The sequence below is a fragment of the Herpetosiphon geysericola genome (assembly GCF_001306135.1).
GTDB classification, from domain to species: domain Bacteria; phylum Chloroflexota; class Chloroflexia; order Chloroflexales; family Herpetosiphonaceae; genus Herpetosiphon; species Herpetosiphon geysericola.
Map to the genome: position 1 here is coordinate 1 of NZ_LGKP01000005.1, position 15,488 is coordinate 15,488.

The 15,488-nt window shown below is 50.0% G+C and carries 14 protein-coding genes; 5 read left to right on the top strand and 9 right to left on the bottom strand.

Going from position 1 to position 15,488, the window contains the following annotated elements; genetic code table 11:
* Nucleotides 1-410: 410 nt before the first annotated feature.
* Nucleotides 411-1,013 (bottom strand): hypothetical protein, encoded by a 603-nt coding sequence (locus SE18_RS01700; protein WP_054532691.1) that lies wholly within the window; start codon nucleotides 1,011-1,013, stop codon nucleotides 411-413.
* Between the two features lie 291 nt (nucleotides 1,014-1,304).
* On the opposite strand from SE18_RS01700, the gene SE18_RS01705 reads away from it, so the two are divergent.
* Nucleotides 1,305-2,267 carry a TerC family protein gene (locus SE18_RS01705; protein ID WP_054532799.1) on the top strand — a complete coding sequence of 321 codons (963 nt, stop codon included), beginning with the start codon at nucleotides 1,305-1,307 and terminating at the stop codon, nucleotides 2,265-2,267.
* A 52-nt stretch (nucleotides 2,268-2,319) separates the two neighbouring features.
* Here SE18_RS01705 and SE18_RS01710 read toward each other — a convergent pair whose 3' ends face one another.
* Nucleotides 2,320-4,203: a hypothetical protein gene (locus SE18_RS01710; RefSeq protein ID WP_054532692.1), complete on the bottom strand. Its 1,884-nt coding sequence runs from the start codon at nucleotides 4,201-4,203 to the stop codon at nucleotides 2,320-2,322.
* A gap of 97 nt (nucleotides 4,204-4,300) precedes the next feature.
* On the opposite strand from SE18_RS01710, the gene SE18_RS01715 reads away from it, so the two are divergent.
* Nucleotides 4,301-6,835 carry a CHAT domain-containing protein gene (locus SE18_RS01715; protein WP_054532693.1) on the top strand — a complete coding sequence of 845 codons (2,535 nt, stop codon included), beginning with the start codon at nucleotides 4,301-4,303 and terminating at the stop codon, nucleotides 6,833-6,835.
* Here SE18_RS01715 and SE18_RS01720 read toward each other — a convergent pair.
* Together SE18_RS01720 and SE18_RS01725 are read right to left on the bottom strand one after the other, a co-directional pair.
* The gene (locus SE18_RS01720; protein ID WP_054532694.1) at nucleotides 6,775-7,473 is read right to left on the bottom strand and encodes a hypothetical protein; all 699 of its coding nucleotides are present in this window, start codon (nucleotides 7,471-7,473) and stop codon (nucleotides 6,775-6,777) included. The two genes, SE18_RS01715 and SE18_RS01720, sit on opposite strands and share 61 nt — an antisense overlap.
* A gap of 61 nt (nucleotides 7,474-7,534) precedes the next feature.
* Nucleotides 7,535-8,140: an RNA polymerase sigma factor gene (locus tag SE18_RS01725; protein WP_054532695.1), complete on the bottom strand. Its 606-nt coding sequence runs from the start codon at nucleotides 8,138-8,140 to the stop codon at nucleotides 7,535-7,537.
* Between the two features lie 322 nt (nucleotides 8,141-8,462).
* On the opposite strand from SE18_RS01725, the gene SE18_RS01730 reads away from it, so the two are divergent.
* Both SE18_RS01730 and SE18_RS01735 read left to right on the top strand, forming a co-directional pair.
* Complete coding sequence (locus tag SE18_RS01730) at nucleotides 8,463-8,930, top strand: response regulator (protein ID WP_054532696.1); 468 nt, start codon at nucleotides 8,463-8,465, stop codon at nucleotides 8,928-8,930.
* Between the two features lie 57 nt (nucleotides 8,931-8,987).
* On the top strand, nucleotides 8,988-10,493 hold the full coding sequence (locus SE18_RS01735; RefSeq protein ID WP_054532697.1) for an FAD-dependent oxidoreductase: 1,506 nt from the start codon (nucleotides 8,988-8,990) through the stop codon (nucleotides 10,491-10,493).
* A 251-nt stretch (nucleotides 10,494-10,744) separates the two neighbouring features.
* Here SE18_RS01735 and SE18_RS01740 read toward each other — a convergent pair whose 3' ends face one another.
* Nucleotides 10,745-11,281, bottom strand: a complete 537-nt coding sequence (locus SE18_RS01740) for an inorganic diphosphatase (protein WP_152976525.1) — start codon at nucleotides 11,279-11,281, stop codon at nucleotides 10,745-10,747.
* Nucleotides 11,282-11,464: 183 nt separating this feature from the next.
* On the opposite strand from SE18_RS01740, the gene SE18_RS01745 reads away from it, so the two are divergent.
* On the top strand, nucleotides 11,465-12,892 hold the full coding sequence (locus SE18_RS01745; protein ID WP_054532699.1) for a nitronate monooxygenase: 1,428 nt from the start codon (nucleotides 11,465-11,467) through the stop codon (nucleotides 12,890-12,892).
* Between the two features lie 66 nt (nucleotides 12,893-12,958).
* On the opposite strand, the gene SE18_RS01750 is transcribed toward SE18_RS01745, so the two are convergent.
* From SE18_RS01750 to SE18_RS01765, 4 genes are all read right to left on the bottom strand, one after another.
* A complete protein-coding gene (locus SE18_RS01750; RefSeq protein ID WP_054532700.1) occupies nucleotides 12,959-13,189 on the bottom strand; it encodes a hypothetical protein in 231 nt (76 codons plus the stop codon).
* A gap of 27 nt (nucleotides 13,190-13,216) precedes the next feature.
* A complete protein-coding gene (locus tag SE18_RS01755; RefSeq protein ID WP_054532701.1) occupies nucleotides 13,217-13,492 on the bottom strand; it encodes a hypothetical protein in 276 nt (91 codons plus the stop codon).
* A gap of 99 nt (nucleotides 13,493-13,591) precedes the next feature.
* Nucleotides 13,592-14,524, bottom strand: coding sequence for a TIGR01777 family oxidoreductase (locus SE18_RS01760; RefSeq protein WP_054532702.1), 933 nt, complete (start codon nucleotides 14,522-14,524; stop codon nucleotides 13,592-13,594).
* 74 nt (nucleotides 14,525-14,598) lie between these two features.
* Entirely contained in the window at nucleotides 14,599-15,330 is a 732-nt protein-coding gene (locus tag SE18_RS01765) for a MerR family transcriptional regulator (RefSeq protein ID WP_054532703.1), read from the bottom strand.
* Nucleotides 15,331-15,488: the final 158 nt, after the last annotated feature.

Below are 15,488 nucleotides of genomic sequence, written 5' to 3' on the forward strand. Positions count from 1 at the left end.
GTGTACAGGAATGTATGAGAGGCACCGTCGAGACGAGGCGGACAACTGGGGTGCTGTGGAGGCCGTGTGAACGGTAGAGCAGACACCCGCAGAAAGCCAAGCGATCATCGGTTGCCGCGCGTCGGCAGGACGCGGTGTGGCCAGAGGATGGTTGCATGGCAGGCAAGACTGGCATTGATGTGCGCTATGCGAATGAAGAAGTCGTCAGCTATGGGTGATTGGAGCGAGGGCGAACAATTTGGTACGTGTCGAGGTGGTTGTGCCCCACGCTGCTCCATCCCGAACCAGGCCGTGAACGCGACACACACCGAGGCTACTGCAGCACCCGCTGTGGGAACGTAGGGGGATGCGTACCATTCCAATGAACCCGCCACTGAGCAAAAAACTCAGTGGCGGGTTTGTGTTTAAGCTTAGTTGACAAGGATCAGCATCGAAGCTTGTTGATCAACGACTGTTTGCAGCGCATCACGCACAATTAGCACACAAAACGTTGGTTCCGCTTCTGGAATCGTTAGCGGTTGCAGTTCATGCAGCATTGTAACGCATTCTTGCACTGTCCAATAGCCGATTCGACACACTGTATCAAGCGCCTGCGTAAATGGCAATTGCACTGAATCGCGCTCAATTCCACGTCCTTCGAGCATAAACATCCACAATTTTTCAAATGCTGGTGAGCAATGTACTGCTAGCCAAGGCTTACTAGCCCAATAGTGGCGAATAGAAACTCGATTACTATTAGCTGGTGTCGTAATGGAATGACTTTCAGTAAAATTACCAAAAAATTCCATCACAAAATTATCTACTAGGGCTGCTTGTTCGCTAGTTGTCGCGTGCAGTGCTGCTACTCCATCGTGCTCAACCTGCTTGGCAAATCTCGAAATATCCTCAGAAAACTCATTGGGATATTCTAAACACAGCTTTTCAAGCCAATCCATGAACGAATCGAGCTGTTGGAGAATCAACATGCTTAGTGCTTCAGGCGGCGCAACGTCAAAATAAACTATAGTACCCATTGTTTCTCCTCATAAATCAATCAAACCTTATGGCCGAAGATTGCTAAGCAAAATGCTCAACTAAGATCACAATCCCCCTTGACAAATGCAAAAGTATTGATACTATATATCCATACGTTCCGTTGGGGAGTAGCCACCTGCATCAACAGGGTTTGCAATCGTCAATCCAGAAGCAATTCTCGGTTGCAAACAATACGCACTGCGTGTTTTGGTCAGACCAACATTGGCTTTGATTGCCGTGTTGGTTTTTTTGTGTCGACCAACCACGGCCTTGCAGGAGGCAGTGCAACAATGGATACGATGGTTTGGATGTGGATTGGTTTTAACGTTTTCGTTTTGGCCATGCTGGCTCTCGATTTAGGCGTGTTTCATCGCTCAGCCCATGAGGTTTCAATCAAAGAAGCGACCTTGTGGAGCGTAGCCTGGATTGGCTTAGCAGCGCTTTTCAACCTCGGGATTTACATCTTTTGGCAGCAGCTCGTTCCTACAAGTAGCTATACCAACGGCGAAGCAGCCCTCGCCTTTATGACCGGCTATCTGATTGAAAAATCACTCAGTATCGACAACATTTTTGTGTTTGTGTTGATCTTCGGCAGTTTTGCTGTGCCAGCTAAATATCAACATCGCGTGTTGTTCTGGGGGGTGCTTGGGGCCTTGGTTATGCGTGGGGCCATGATTGGCGCTGGCGCGGCCTTGATTCGTGAATTCCACTGGATTATCTACATTTTCGGCGCGTTTCTGATTGTGACGGGGATCAAGATGGCTTTCCATCAGGAGCAAACCCTTGATCCAAAAAACAATATTTTGGTGCGCAGCTTTCGCCGTTTTATGCCAGTAACCGATGAATACCACGAAGATAAATTCTTTGTGCGCAAAGCTGGCGTGTTGATGGCAACGCCACTGTTCTTGGTGCTGTTGATGATTGAAGCGACCGACTTGATCTTTGCTGTCGATTCGATTCCGGCGATCTTTGCAGTGACCCAAGAGCCGTTTTTGGTCTATACCGCCAATGTATTTGCGATTTTGGGTTTGCGTTCGCTCTACTTTGTGTTGGCTGGCATGGTGCACAAGTTCCATTATCTCAAGCTTGGTTTGGCGTTTGTGCTCAGCTTTGTGGGGGTCAAGATGCTCTTGGTCGAAACCGCATTCAAAATTCCTTCGGGAATTGCCTTGGGTGTGGTTGCCACGATTATCGTGGTCGCAATTGGCGCTTCGTTGATTCGCGCTAAGCGCTTGGAAGCAGTTAAAAGCTAACCGTTGGTTGAGCAAGGCCGTGGGTTTGATCGAAACCCACGGCCTTTTTGCGTTATTCGGCTAAAGCGTAGACCAAGCCTTGGTTGTAGTAGGTGCGTAAATCGACAGTCAATAAGCCTAATTCTGGGCTAGTGGCGACGATTGGTACTACGCTCCAGCCAGCGGTTGGGTTGGCTGGGTTGTAAACCAAAACAGTTGGGCCATTGCTGCTAAATGCGCTTGGATCATAGCTCAATTGCGCGTACAGCGGTGGTTGGTTGCCAGACCAAGCTAATAAACGTTTATCGCGAATCAAATATGGCTGAATCAACATTGGCCATTGTTTGATTGTGTAATTTTGGAGATTGTTCAGGTTGGTGCATAATGGCGCTGGTTGATAGACGGCTATGGTTGTGCCAGTAATATCATCAGCAACGTGGGTTTGGAGATCAAGGCCAATTCCGCCATCAGCAATTGGGGCATGAATTTCAGCGGTTGCTGGGCCAAATCCACCTACAATTTGATACCAGGTAGCAATTGGCGTGTTGAAATCGCTGCTATAGGCATAAATATAGTTGTGATAGCTGGCTAAGCCAGCAATTTCATCAGTTCGTAATTGGAATGTCGTGCCAAAACTGCCAGTGCTGCTAATATCGAGGCCTGCAATTGTGCGGCACTTGCCACCAGCAGGGCAAAATGCTAAGTTTACCTTTTTACCATGAACGCCACATTCCTGGCCTTTGACCTCAACGGCATTAATTTGCGGCAAGGTGCTGTTGGTATTGAGCATTGGCTTGATTTGTAAATTAGCAACCCAGCGTTGATTCACCAAGTTAAAGTCATTTTTAGCGGCTAAGATATTTTGGTTTGGGTAGATTGAATAGACTGTTTTATTGTGCCAATCACGAGCCAAAATCAAGCCACGATCTTGGGCCGAGGTATCAATGCCCAACCAGGCTTCTTGCTTGTTGGCTTGCAGCGTGCCCTGATCAATAATCCGCTGCGGGCTGGCTAAATCGCCTTTGATGCTAAATCCGAGGGCTTGATTATCGTTGGCTCCATTGTATTCAACGACGCTGCTGCTGCCTTTGGCGCTATTGGGCATGAAATTGACAATTGCCGTGCCTTGGGGCTGCATAATGCTGGGTGTGCTGCTTGGCACTAAGCCATAGAGCATTTCCACCGTTTTCCAATCATTTAGCCCATACATTAAATCTTGTGGCGTTTGATCGCAATGATAGGCAGTGCGCGAGATGCCACGCAAGTTGCTGGCGCTATAGTGATACGACATCAGCGAATTATGGTTTGTCCGATTGCGTGGCATCTCAGCACTAAGGTCGTTACTGGTTGAACTACAATAGGTATAATTGGCAGTGTTCAAATCTGGGGCATAGCCATCGTGCAGGCCCAAAATATGGTGGCCAAGCTCATGACTGATTGTTTGGCTACCAGCAACATCTGACCAGAGGCCACAACGGGCATTGATGCCGTTCCACAAGCGGCCAAGCATAATTGCGGCGGGCACAAAATGAACCTTGCCTGCTTGGGTGTTGATGGTGCGTAGGCTATGTTCAAAGCCGCCCAAAAAAGCCGTTGGCCGATATTCGTTGCTGACCAAAATCCGAATATCAGCATCGTTCCAATGCTCGCCATTGGTATAGACCGAATAGTGTTCAACCCAAACTTGGCCTTGGGTCGCTTGATACAAGGTTTGGCTGGTTTCTTGCAGCGCGGTTTCGAGCACATCTTGCATGGCTGTGTAGGTGAGATCTTTACATGTGCTGCCCTCAGTTGGGCGTAAAAGATCTTGTTGACCCGGCTGCCATTCGAGTGAAACAATTAAGTGAATACTTTCAAAAGGGCTGCTCGCATTCGCAGCATTTGGTTGATTTGGGGTCATCAGCAGGGTCAAACATAAACTACTGATGAGGACTAAGCTAAATTTGCACCAAAACATACACTCAACTCCTTTATTTAATGCGTGAAAAGAGCGTTACACCTGTTACATAGATAAAGACGGACATGCGGCTAAATTCTTTCTGTAGGAGGTTGCTATGACTGCCCTCGATGCTGAGTTTGCGCATCGCGCACTCTTATTAGTATTTGAACCGTTTGATCCTGAGCTTTGGCCGCTGATTGCTCCATCTGCACCAAGCGTCGCCCAACTTCAAGCCGCTGGTTGGTTGCAAGCAACCGCCGAAGATTGGCAGATTCCTGCTGAGCGCCGCGAACAACTCTCATCTGAGCCAGCAACATTGCGGGCTGCTTATCAGCAATTAATTGCTGCTGAATTGGCTCATGCTGCCCACAACTCTGCGCTCGCTATCCGTTTGTTTGCTGATCTGCGAACCTTTGCCGAATTGCTGATTCGCCAAGCGCCGCATGAATTAGCCGATTTGGTCAAGCAAATTCCTACCGATTTAGCGCCAACCAAGGCCGATCACCAGCTGTTGGAGTATTATCGGGGCCTCGCCGCTGGCCTGCGTGATCAATATGCAGAAGCATGTACGTTGCTGAGCCAATTATTGGCGCAACCAGACCTCGAACCGATGATTCGTGGGCGGGCACTGAACTCCGATGCAACTTTTGCGCGGTATAGTGGCAATTATGATCGGGCGTTGGCCAATTATCAGGCTAGTTTTGCGCTTTGGGAAGCCCAGGCTGATCCGGTGCGCCAAGCCTATGTGCTGCTGAACGAAGGGAGTTTGCGTTACCATTTGCAAGAATATCGGGCTGCTGAGCGCTGCTTAAATAGCAGTTTAGCGACCTTGCAAGCTCAAAATCTGCTCTATCCTCAAGCGTTGGTCTTGATCAATTTGGGTTTGTTGGCCCGTGATCGTGGCAATTGGGGGCAATCGCTGAGCCATTTTGAGCAGGCAGAAGCCATTTTGCAAGCAGAAAATGCCACCGATTTCCTTGGCCGAATTGCCAATAATCTTGGCGAATTAGCTTTGTTGCAAGGCCACTATGCGGCAGCGCGCCAGCATTTTGAGCAAGCCTTAGCTCAGATGAGCAGCCGCGTCTATCATATCGATGCCTATTTGAATTATGGCTTAGCGTGGCATGTCGAGGGCATGTTTGAACAGGCAGAAAGCGCCTATCGCCAAGCACTTGATTTGGTTGAAAGCGTTGAGCGCCAAGAAATTGCGGCCTTGGTCTGGTTTCGCTTAGGCCAAGTTGCAGCAGCGCGCAACGATCAGCATCAAGCTGAGCAACATTATCTGCAAGCGATTGATTTGATTGAGGCGATGCGGGCGCCCATTTTGGCCGAAAGCCTCCAAATTAGCCTCATGGGGCGTTGGCAACAAGTCTACGAAGGTGCGATTGCGGCCTATCTAGCCCAAGATAAGCTTGAACAAGCCTTTTTGATGGCCGAAAAAGCACGAGCGCGGGCGCTCAACGATTTGCTTGCCCGCAATGGCCAAACCAATCAAGCATTTGGCACGATTCCCAGCCTTAGCGATGTGCAACAGGGCTTGGCACAGGGCAGCCTGATGCTCGATTATATGACGCTTGGCGCGGTTGGGCCGGAGGCCAGCCTCTTGGCGGCATTGCCAGCGACGGCCAAGGCCTTGCGCAGTTTGTTAATTCAACCAGCAGCAACTTGGCTGTTTGCCATTACGACCGAAGATGTTCAAGCCTTCAATTGCCAGCTTGACCCAAATATTCTCTTGGCAACTTCGCCGTTTCAATGTGATGGGCGACGCTTTTTGCGCCCAGCAATTTTGCAACGCTTGGCTCAACGCTTGTTATTGCCAGCCCAAGCATTATTGCACCAAGCGCAGCAGGTGCTAGTTGTGCCGCATGGCGCTTTGCATCATGTGCCGTGGCATGCACTTTTGCTGGGCGAGCTTGAGCTTGATCTACCAACAACCACGATTCCCAGCGCTGCCAGTTATCTCCAATTAAGCCAACGCCAACCAAGCCAAGCGAGCGCGCCATGTGTGGCTTTGAGCTATGCGGGCGGCGTCGAACCAGCTTTGGTGCATACCTATGCAGAAGCAGCAGCAGCAGTAGCGGCGCTTGGTGGCCAGCATTATCCGCTGCCAGCGCCAAATATCGATCAGCAGCTTGGAACATATCGCATTGTGCATATTGCCTGTCATGGAGTGTTTGTGCTTGACCAACCGTTAGCTTCTTGGCTACAATTTGGCCCAAATCAGATAGTTTCGGCCTTGGACATCCTGACCAACTGGCAGCTGGATGCTGATTTGGTGGTGTTGAGTGCTTGTCAAAGTGGCGTAAGCGAAATTGTGCGTGGCGATGAGCCGTTTGGCTTGGTGCGGGCGTTTTTGGCGGTCGGGGCACGGGCAGTTTTAGTTACGCTCTGGCCAGTTGACGATGTGGCAAGTGCTGTTTTGATGCAGCTGTTTTATCAGGCCTTGCAAGCGGGATACGAGCCAGCAGAAGCACTTCAGCAGGCGATTCAACAGCTTCGCAGCATGCCCCAAGCACAGGTAAGCCTCCCACTTGCGCCAAGCCAGCAGGGAGATTACCCGTTTGCCGATCCTCATTATTGGGCGGGCTATCAGTTGATTGGAGTTGGCAACTCGATTTCTAAAGTTAAGCCAGCAACATCAGCTGCTTGAACATCGCTAAAGACTGCTTCGCCCCAAACATCGGTTTCGCTGCTTTGGCGGCCTGAGGCAGCGATTAAATGTACGCCAATTTGAGCCAAATCGGGCCATTCGCGGTCGTGGAGTTGCACTTGCACCCGCACGCGGCAAACATTTGCTTCTGCAGGATAAATTGCCAAATTGATCTCGCGCAATGGCTGAATACTTGGCGTGAAGGTCAATTGCAATGGCTGATTAGTTGCGCCGCGCAAGGCTGGTTGGGCTGGTTGCAACGCTGCAAAGCCATCGAGCAAGCTTTGATTGAGGCTGATTTGAATGTTTTTGCCTACCAAGGCTAGAGCAGCAGCAACCCGCTCGTACCAACTTGGCGCTTGTTGCAAAAAGCCTAAATCTGGTGTTGGCACTGGCAAATCATTGTCCACAGCGCTAAACGAGCGATCGAGCGCCGCGAAATATTCTGCGCAACTGACGCATGCATCTAAGTGTTGTTGAATGCTGGGTGGTAAGTGTTGTTGGGCGATCTGCTGGTTGCGCTCAGCATAGATGGCCAGTTGATCGCAGCATGTGTCGCATGCATGCTGATCAACTGGTGCGACCAGGGTTTGTACCAAATGCTGCATGGCATTCTGGCTCCAGTTTGCTTGATTCATAGCAATTCCTACTACAACTAATCAGCGGCTTCAGCATGGAGACGCATGCAAGCGCCGCGACCTATCCTTCTTCGACAAATTCGCGTAAGCGAGCGATTAATGCAGGATCGCGGCGCAAGGCTGCCAAATTTTTGGCCCGAGTTACCTGAATGTGCGAGGCTAAAACAGGTTTTTGGGCTAATTCACTTTCGGTTTGCGCCAGCAGATCATCATTTTGCTCGCTGAAATAGCGTCCAACCACCACGCGGCGCGAACGGGCGCTGAGCGGCCCGGCATCGATCACTTCAGTTAGGATACCGCGCAGATCATCGAGTTGCAAGGTTTCAATTGGGGCTGCCCATGGCCCATGTTCAGCATCAGGCATGCTGGCGCGGCGGCGATGTTCAGGCCGACGTAGTTCGTCAAGCACGGTGCGGCGCACAATTTGCATACACCATTCGCGGAAGGTGGCTGGATTTTGGCATTGCCCAAGATTGCGATGAATTTTAATCAAGGCTTTTTGGGTGCAATCGGTGGTAATTGCATCACCATCTGGGTAGGCATGCAGCATGGCGTAGGCCACACGATAGAGCATATGCCAAAGCGTCGTATATGCCTCGTGTTGAGCGAGCGAATCTTGTTCAAAGCACGCCGTATAGAGGGCAGTGCTAGTCATAGTATCGTGCATCCAATCCTCCTAATAGACCTTGGTTGGGGTTACGAGGGCTGTCTTGCTACGCATCAACCATTGGTTACGTTGCGAACCAAGCGTAGCTCACTTTACCAGTGCTCCAATTTCATACCCAATCTCGAACGAGCGACCTAGCCTAAAAGTCCCCATTTTATCCTAGGCTCTTGATTTATTGCTGAGTTTCAGGCAAATTTAACCCTAAGGGATGAGCTAGTGGTATTAAATATGCTACTTTGGGGGGATATTGGCATCACCCATAATTATTATTTGTCTCGCTGATGCCATGCGATCGATAGCCAATCCATTCGGAGGTTCTCACATGGTAGGTGCTGCTCTTCGGCCAAAACCAACCAGCGTCGCTGCAACCCAGGCCAAAGTTATGGTGATTGAAGATAACGTTGATAGTATGAATTTGGCCTTGTTGCTGCTGCGCGAGCGGGTTCAAGTGGCCTATTGTAATGCTCGCGCCTCTGGCGATGCCTTTTTTAATTGGTTGAGTTCGCCCCAAGTTCAACAAAACCCCTCCTTAGGAATGCTCGACCTCATTTTGTTGGATATTCGGATCCCGCGAGAGAATGGTTATATGGTGCTGCAAAAGTTACACGTCTTGCCCGATTTCAAGCGCACCAAAATTGTTGCCATGTCGGCCTATAGCAGCCGCGAAGATGTTGAAAAGATGCGCTTGGCTGGCTTCGATGGGTTTGTGGCGAAACCGGTCTCAGTTAAGACATTTCCCGATTATATTGTGCGGATTTTGCGCGGTGAAACGATTTGGGATTTATATTAAACCACTGGCTGATTCCTCACGTAGCATAGCCTGTACGATCTAGTTGGGGAATTGGCGATGGATTATGATCTGATTGTAATTGGCGCAGGCATTGCAGGCTTGTCTGCTGCCGCCCTCTTAGCCAACGACGGCTACCGCGTGCTCGTGCTTGAGGCGCATATTGAGCCTGGTGGCTGTGCTTCTTCCTATCAACGCAAACGCCCCAATGGCGATCAATATATTTTTGATGTTGGCGCAACCGTTTTTGCTGGTTTTCGGCTTGGCGGTGCGCATCATTGGCTTGGCCAAAAATTGGGCTTAAGCTGGCCAATTCAGCCCCTCAACCCAGCTATGGAGGTGTGGTTGCCTGATCTGCGGGTAACGCGTTGGGGCGATGAGCGCTGGCGGGAAGAGCGCCAGCGGCTTTGCCCAAGCCAAGCATGGGAAGCAGAGCAATTTTGGCGCGAGCAAGAACAGTTGGCCGAGGTCGCTTGGCGTTTTGCTGGGCGTATGCCGCCAATACCGCCTGAATCGCTGGCAGATTTGGGTCGCTTGGCGAGCACAATTCGGCCTGAAATGCTGCATTTGCTGCCAGCCCTACCACGCACAGTCAAACACGTCTTAGATCAATATAAGGTTGATGATCGGCGCATGCGCGCCTTTATTGATGGTCAATTATTGATCAGCGCCCAAAGTACTAATGCAGAATGTGCTTGGCTGTATGGTGCGGTTGCGCTTGATTTGGCCCGAATTGGAACCTACTACGTTGAAGGCGGCGCTTGGAATTTGGCCAAAACGCTAGAACAAAGCCTGCTCAAGGCTGGCGGCGAAATCCGTTATCGCCAAAAAGTGAGCCAAATTCAGACTGATCGTGGGCAGATTGTGGGCGTGCAGACGGAGCAAGGCGAGCGTTTGCGCGCGCGCCATGTGATTGCCAATACAACCATGTGGGATCTGGCTGATTTGCTTGATCAAGCACCAAGTTGGCTGCTGCGTCACAGGATTGAAGCGGTTCCACAAGGCTGGGGGGCTACAACGCTCTATTTGGGCATTGACGAGGCGGCAATTCCCCAGGGCTTGGCCGAGCACCACCAAATTATTGCTGATTATGCTCAAGCGCTGGGCGAAGCGAATAGCGTGTTTATTTCGTTACACCCTGCCGCCGATCGTTCGCGGGCGCCGCAGGGTCAACGTGCCATGACCGTTTCAACCCATACCAATGTCAGTCGTTGGTGGCATTGGCGTCAAACCGATCCTGCTCGTTATCGGGCTGAAAAAGCGGCCATGGCTGAGCGCATGTTGGATACAGTTGAACTGGCGCTGCCCACAATTCGCCAGCATCTTCGCTATCAACAAATTGGCACGCCAGTTTCGTTTGCGCGCTATACCCAACGCAAGCGGGGCATGGTTGGTGGTTTGCCGCAGTGGCGCTCAATTTCGGGCTTGTTGAGTTTAGGGCCGCAAGCTGCGAAGATTAATGGTTTATGGCTGGTGGGTGATAGTACATTTCCTGGCCAAAGCACTGCGGCAGTAACCCAAAGTGCGATTCAGGTGTATCAAAAAATTCGCCGTGCTGCTCGTTAATCGAAACTATGGATTGATGATAATTTTTGATTCTCCTCCCTTCCGTCCCTCCGCTGGAGGGAGACGCAGAGGGTTTTCACCCTGTACCCCCAAATATTTGGGTTGTGGATTGTTTTTGGGTTTCTATTGGCGCTTTGTGAACTTCGCGATCTTCGCGGTTTCGGTTTTAAACACAGTATGCAGGGCAAATAAACCCTGCATACTTAAACCTTAACTCTGAACCCTAGCCCCTGAATCCTGACCCCTGAACCCTACTCGGGCTTGCGGAAATTGTCGTTGTAGAGTTGAATTGAATCTTGGATGCGTTGCTTGGCGGCTTCAGCACCTTGCCATTCGCCAACTTCAACAGTTTTGTTTTCTAAGGCTTTGTATGAGGCAAAGAATTGGGTTACTTCTTTGATGAAGTGTGGCGGCACATCGCCCAAATCTTTGATATTGGCAAAGTAAGGGTCGTTGGCTGGAACGGCAAGAATTTTATCGTCGTTTTCGCCGCCGTCGATCATGCCAAACACTCCAACTGGGCGTGCTTCGATCAAGCAGCCAGGGAAGGTTGGGAAGTTGATCAGCAAAATCACGTCTAAGGGGTCGCCATCGTCACAATAGGTTTGAGGAATTAAGCCATAATCGCCTGGATAATAAACTGCTGACGAAAGCACCCGATCAAGCTTGACCAAACCGGTATCTTTATCAATTTCATACTTATTGCGTGAGCCACGGGGAATTTCAATCACGACGTTAATAATTTCTGGCGCATCATCGCCAAATGGCACATCATGCCAAATATTCACAGGGAAATCCTCCATACATTGGTTATCAAAACGGCGCAACTATACCACGTTTTAGGCCGCTTGCAATGCATTTGACGCACTGCATTGTAGAGAAATCTGCCACAAGGGGCTATAATTCACTACGTTGTGGCTATTAGGATAGCATACAATCACGCAATAGCTTACTAAACATGGAGCAGCCTCATGCGTTTTCCCATTGTAATTCAAGGCGGCATGGGTGTCGCCGTATCTGATTGGCGGCTGGCCAAGGCCGTTGCAAGCGCAGGTCAACTTGGTGTAGTTTCTGGAACTGGGATCAATGTAGTGCTTGCTCGGCGTTTGCAAGAGGGCGATCATGATGGAGCGATGCGCCGAGCGCTGGCGCATTTTCCGATTGCTGGCTATGTCGAGCGCATTCTCGAACGCTATTTTATCGAGGGTGGCAAGCCTGCCGATCAGCCGTATCGGGCTGTGCCAATGTATACCGCCGCGCCATCTGCTGAATGGCAGATTTTGAATGTTGTGGCTTCGTTTGTTGAAGTGTGGTTGGCCAAGGAAGGTCACGCGGGCGTGGTTGGGATCAACTTGCTGGAAAAAGTGCAAATGCCCAATTTATCGGCCTTGTATGGCGCAATGCTGGCCAATGTTGATTATGTGCTGATGGGCGCGGGCATTCCGCGCGAAATTCCAGGCGTGCTTGATCAGTTTTCAGTTGGCGAGGCTGCTAGCCTGAATATTTACGTTGAGCAAGCTGGGGCAGACGACAAATTAGCCGTGCATTTCGATCCTAAGCAGATTTTTGATAATCCGCCTGCGACGCTCAAGCGCCCAGAATTTTTGGCAATTATTGCCTCGAATACCTTGGCAATTGCCTTGGCCAAAAAAGCCACGGGCAAGGTCAATGGCTTTATTGTTGAAGGCCCAACCGCTGGGGGCCATAATGCGCCGCCACGCGGCCAACCAGTCTTTAATGACCGTGGTGAGCCAGTCTATGGTCAGCGCGATGTGGTCGATTTGGTTAAGTTGCAGGATTTAGGCTTGCCCTTCTGGATGGCTGGTTCGTATGGCTCGCCTGAGCGCTTGGCTGAAGCGTTGGCTAGTGGCGCGGTTGGGATTCAAGTTGGCACTGCGTTTGCGCTCTCGAATGATTCAGGCTTTAGCCCGGAAATTCGCCAATCGCTGCTAACTGACATTGCCAACGATAGCCTCACGATCTTTACTGATGCCTTGGCTTCACCAACTGGCTTTCCTTTCAAAGTTGCTGAGCTAAATACAACCCTTGCCTTGGAGCCGACCTACAAAGAACGTCCGCGGATCTGCGATTTGGGCTATTTGCGGGTGGCCTACCCCCGCGAAGATGGCACGATGGGCTTTCGTTGCCCAGCTGAGCCAATCGATCAATATGTCAAAAAAGGCGGCGATATTAACGATACAACTGGGCGCAAATGTTTGTGCAATGCTTTGTTTGCCAACATTGGTATGCCGCAGCAACGCAAAGAGTATACCGAGCAACCTTTGGTGACGTTGGGTGATGATATTAAAACGGTCGCCGCTTTGCTCGAAATTCATCCGCAAGGCTTTAGCGCCGCCGATGTGTTGGAATATTTGTTAGCAGCAGTGCCACAACAATAGCTAAAATTGGCTGATTTGATCAATGAAAAGCAGCAGCAATCATGGACGATTACTGCTGCTTGATCGTTAAGCGGCCAATGTGAGGTCTGCCAAGGTAATGCGCTGAGCCATAGCTTCTAACACATCAGTCATCAGCTTGTCTGCTTCAATTTGATTGGTTAAGGTAGCAAAGAGTACATAGGCACAGGCACAGACTTGGGTATCTAACTCATTCGACAAGTGATCTTGGACGCTAATGCTCATGCTGATGGCATCGATTTTCAAACATAAATCATCAAGTAATTCGTATACATTCATGGGCTACTCCTTTTTTACTCAATGCGATTAAGCACTATGGGTCAGCACTGGTCTGGCAAGCTTTTGGGTCGCAGCTAAGGCCTGAATCAAGCGTTGGTTGGCGGGAATTTGTTGGCTGAGGGTTAATTGCATAATCTTGATCAAGGCTTTGGCTTGGCGCACTTGCTCAGCAGAGATCGCATGTTGCGCTTGCAGCATGCCCATAAGCTGTTCTAATTCGCGAATTGCTGCCGCTAATGAAGCATGGGGATCGATAATTTCAGCCAATAATTGATTGAAGCGTGCTTCTTGCTCTGGAGTCATTGCGTTTCCTCCGCTAAACCATCGAATTCTGTTGCTACTCTATATAGATGCAGAAACAGGCTTTTTTTTGCATGCTGCAATCAATTTCGGCAAAATTGGCTAAATTGGAGATTTTACGAGGTTTGCTAATGCTTCAGGCCAGCTTGGATACTCAAAACAAAACCCATGCTCAAGCAAGCGTTGGGGCATAACATTGCGACTTTTGAGCACTAATTCTGCTTCCGTGCGCAACATCCATGCGCCGATTTGCATCAGCGGGCTAGGGATAGACACGCCAAAGCGTATGCCCAAGGCTTGGCGTAAGTGGCGCATAAACTGCTGATTTGGCAGTGGCTGGGGTGCGCTGAGATTAATCGGCCCTTCTAGCTCTGGTTGTTCGATGAGCCACGCTATGGCATGCACCAGATCGCGGCTATGAATCCATGCGACATACTGTTGGCCATTGCCGATTGTTCCGCCTAGGCCACAGCGAGCCAAGCGACAAAGCATCTCGAATACTCCGCCACGATCATCGCTCATCATCATGCTGGTGCGCAGCATAATTTTGCGAGTCTGCGGAGTTTTGGCGGCAATCGCCTCGTTCTCCCACGCCTTAACGAGATCAACATTAAACTGCCAGCGTGCTGAGGCATGCCTTTCATTGCCGCCAATTGTATGCTGCGCTTCAGTTTGTGGCTCGCTGCTATGGGCATAAATGGCTGAACCGCTCGCTTGTAGCCAGAGCCGAGGTGGCTTTGAAAGTTGCTGGATTGCTTGCCCAAGCAAGCGTGTCGTCTCGATTCGCGAATGCCAAAGCTCACGACGATTGGCGGCTGTATAGCGGCAATTAACGCTCTTGCCCGTCAGATTAATCAAAACATCGCTAGCTTCCAGTTGCTCAACCCACGGCCCAAGCTGAACTGCGTCCCAACTAATTGTTGCCAGCTTGCTTGTTGAACGCCCCATAATCTGAATGCTATGGCCTTGATTGCGCCAATAGCTGGTTAATAAACGCCCGATCTGGCCGCTGCCGCCAACAATTACAATCCGCATTGTCAATACCTCGCAAGGCTTACTCAATAATGAAACATTTGTGCTATATTCAGCCTGATAATGGGAAGGAATAACTAAATAATTGGTAGTGGCGCTAGTGGAAGGTACGTCTTGATATAGCTCACTAGGCTGGTGTTTGCTTGCAAACAGTGCCAACTTTGCTGGGCCAAGGCTGCGCGGCGCTGTTCGATGGCTGCAACTGCGCGTTGTGGTTGTTGCTGGTCAAGGGTTGCTAAGGTGGTGCGAATCGAGTCAAAATCAGCGTTTGCTTGACGTAATAACGCAATAATGCGTAAACGGCGCAACTGACGCTCATCATAATAGCGATAGTTGTTGGATTGCTGGCGAATTGGCTGCAAGAGGCCTTGTTGCTCCCAAAAACGGATGGCCGAAACTGGCACGCCAACCGCTTTAGCAGCCTCGCCAACCAAAAGCTGTTGCTGCTGGCGCTGGCTTGGCGGCAACTGGTCGGCTACCGCTTTGAGCAAGCTTAAAGTCTGATCAAGTTGCTGGCGAATTGTATCGAGCTTGGCATGATGTTGATTGATTAGATTAAAGGCTGTTTGATGGTCAGCTTGGTGGAGTGCCGCCATAATATTTTGGGCAGCGCGCCAGCCATAGCCATTGATCATAGATTGCGCAGTGTTAAGGGCATCGATATGTTGCTGCGTATAGCGGCGATAGCCATTTGGGCCACGCTCGACAGCTGGTAAAAAACCTTCAGCTTCATAATTGCGCACTTGCTGAACACTGATATTAATGGTTCTGGCCAAATCAACGGTGCGAAAATAGCGTTCAACATTCATGTTAAACCTTTATATAGCACTTGAGACTTTAATGAGAGATTTGAGCGTGGAAAGTGCCCAAAGAAGCCTAAAACTCACGAGACTTGCATCTATGTTCTAGAATAACTCTAGATCGTTTGGATAGCAAGTTGATTGCTGCTAACGATTCACATAGCGGC

Excerpts from the sequence above, each read along its gene's own strand:
- SE18_RS01700 (WP_054532691.1), bottom strand. The coding sequence starts at position 1,013 with ATGGGTACTATAGTTTATTTTGACGTTGCGCCGCCTGAAGCACTAAGC.
- SE18_RS01705 (WP_054532799.1), top strand. The coding sequence starts at position 1,305 with ATGGATACGATGGTTTGGATGTGGATTGGTTTTAACGTTTTCGTTTTG.
- SE18_RS01710 (WP_054532692.1), bottom strand. The coding sequence starts at position 4,203 with ATGTTTTGGTGCAAATTTAGCTTAGTCCTCATCAGTAGTTTATGTTTG.
- SE18_RS01715 (WP_054532693.1), top strand. The coding sequence starts at position 4,301 with ATGACTGCCCTCGATGCTGAGTTTGCGCATCGCGCACTCTTATTAGTA.
- SE18_RS01720 (WP_054532694.1), bottom strand. The coding sequence starts at position 7,473 with ATGAATCAAGCAAACTGGAGCCAGAATGCCATGCAGCATTTGGTACAA.
- SE18_RS01725 (WP_054532695.1), bottom strand. The coding sequence starts at position 8,140 with ATGCACGATACTATGACTAGCACTGCCCTCTATACGGCGTGCTTTGAA.
- SE18_RS01730 (WP_054532696.1), top strand. The coding sequence starts at position 8,463 with ATGGTAGGTGCTGCTCTTCGGCCAAAACCAACCAGCGTCGCTGCAACC.
- SE18_RS01735 (WP_054532697.1), top strand. The coding sequence starts at position 8,988 with ATGGATTATGATCTGATTGTAATTGGCGCAGGCATTGCAGGCTTGTCT.
- SE18_RS01745 (WP_054532699.1), top strand. The coding sequence starts at position 11,465 with ATGCGTTTTCCCATTGTAATTCAAGGCGGCATGGGTGTCGCCGTATCT.
- SE18_RS01750 (WP_054532700.1), bottom strand. The coding sequence starts at position 13,189 with ATGAATGTATACGAATTACTTGATGATTTATGTTTGAAAATCGATGCC.
- SE18_RS01755 (WP_054532701.1), bottom strand. The coding sequence starts at position 13,492 with ATGACTCCAGAGCAAGAAGCACGCTTCAATCAATTATTGGCTGAAATT.
- SE18_RS01760 (WP_054532702.1), bottom strand. The coding sequence starts at position 14,524 with ATGCGGATTGTAATTGTTGGCGGCAGCGGCCAGATCGGGCGTTTATTA.
- SE18_RS01765 (WP_054532703.1), bottom strand. The coding sequence starts at position 15,330 with ATGAATGTTGAACGCTATTTTCGCACCGTTGATTTGGCCAGAACCATT.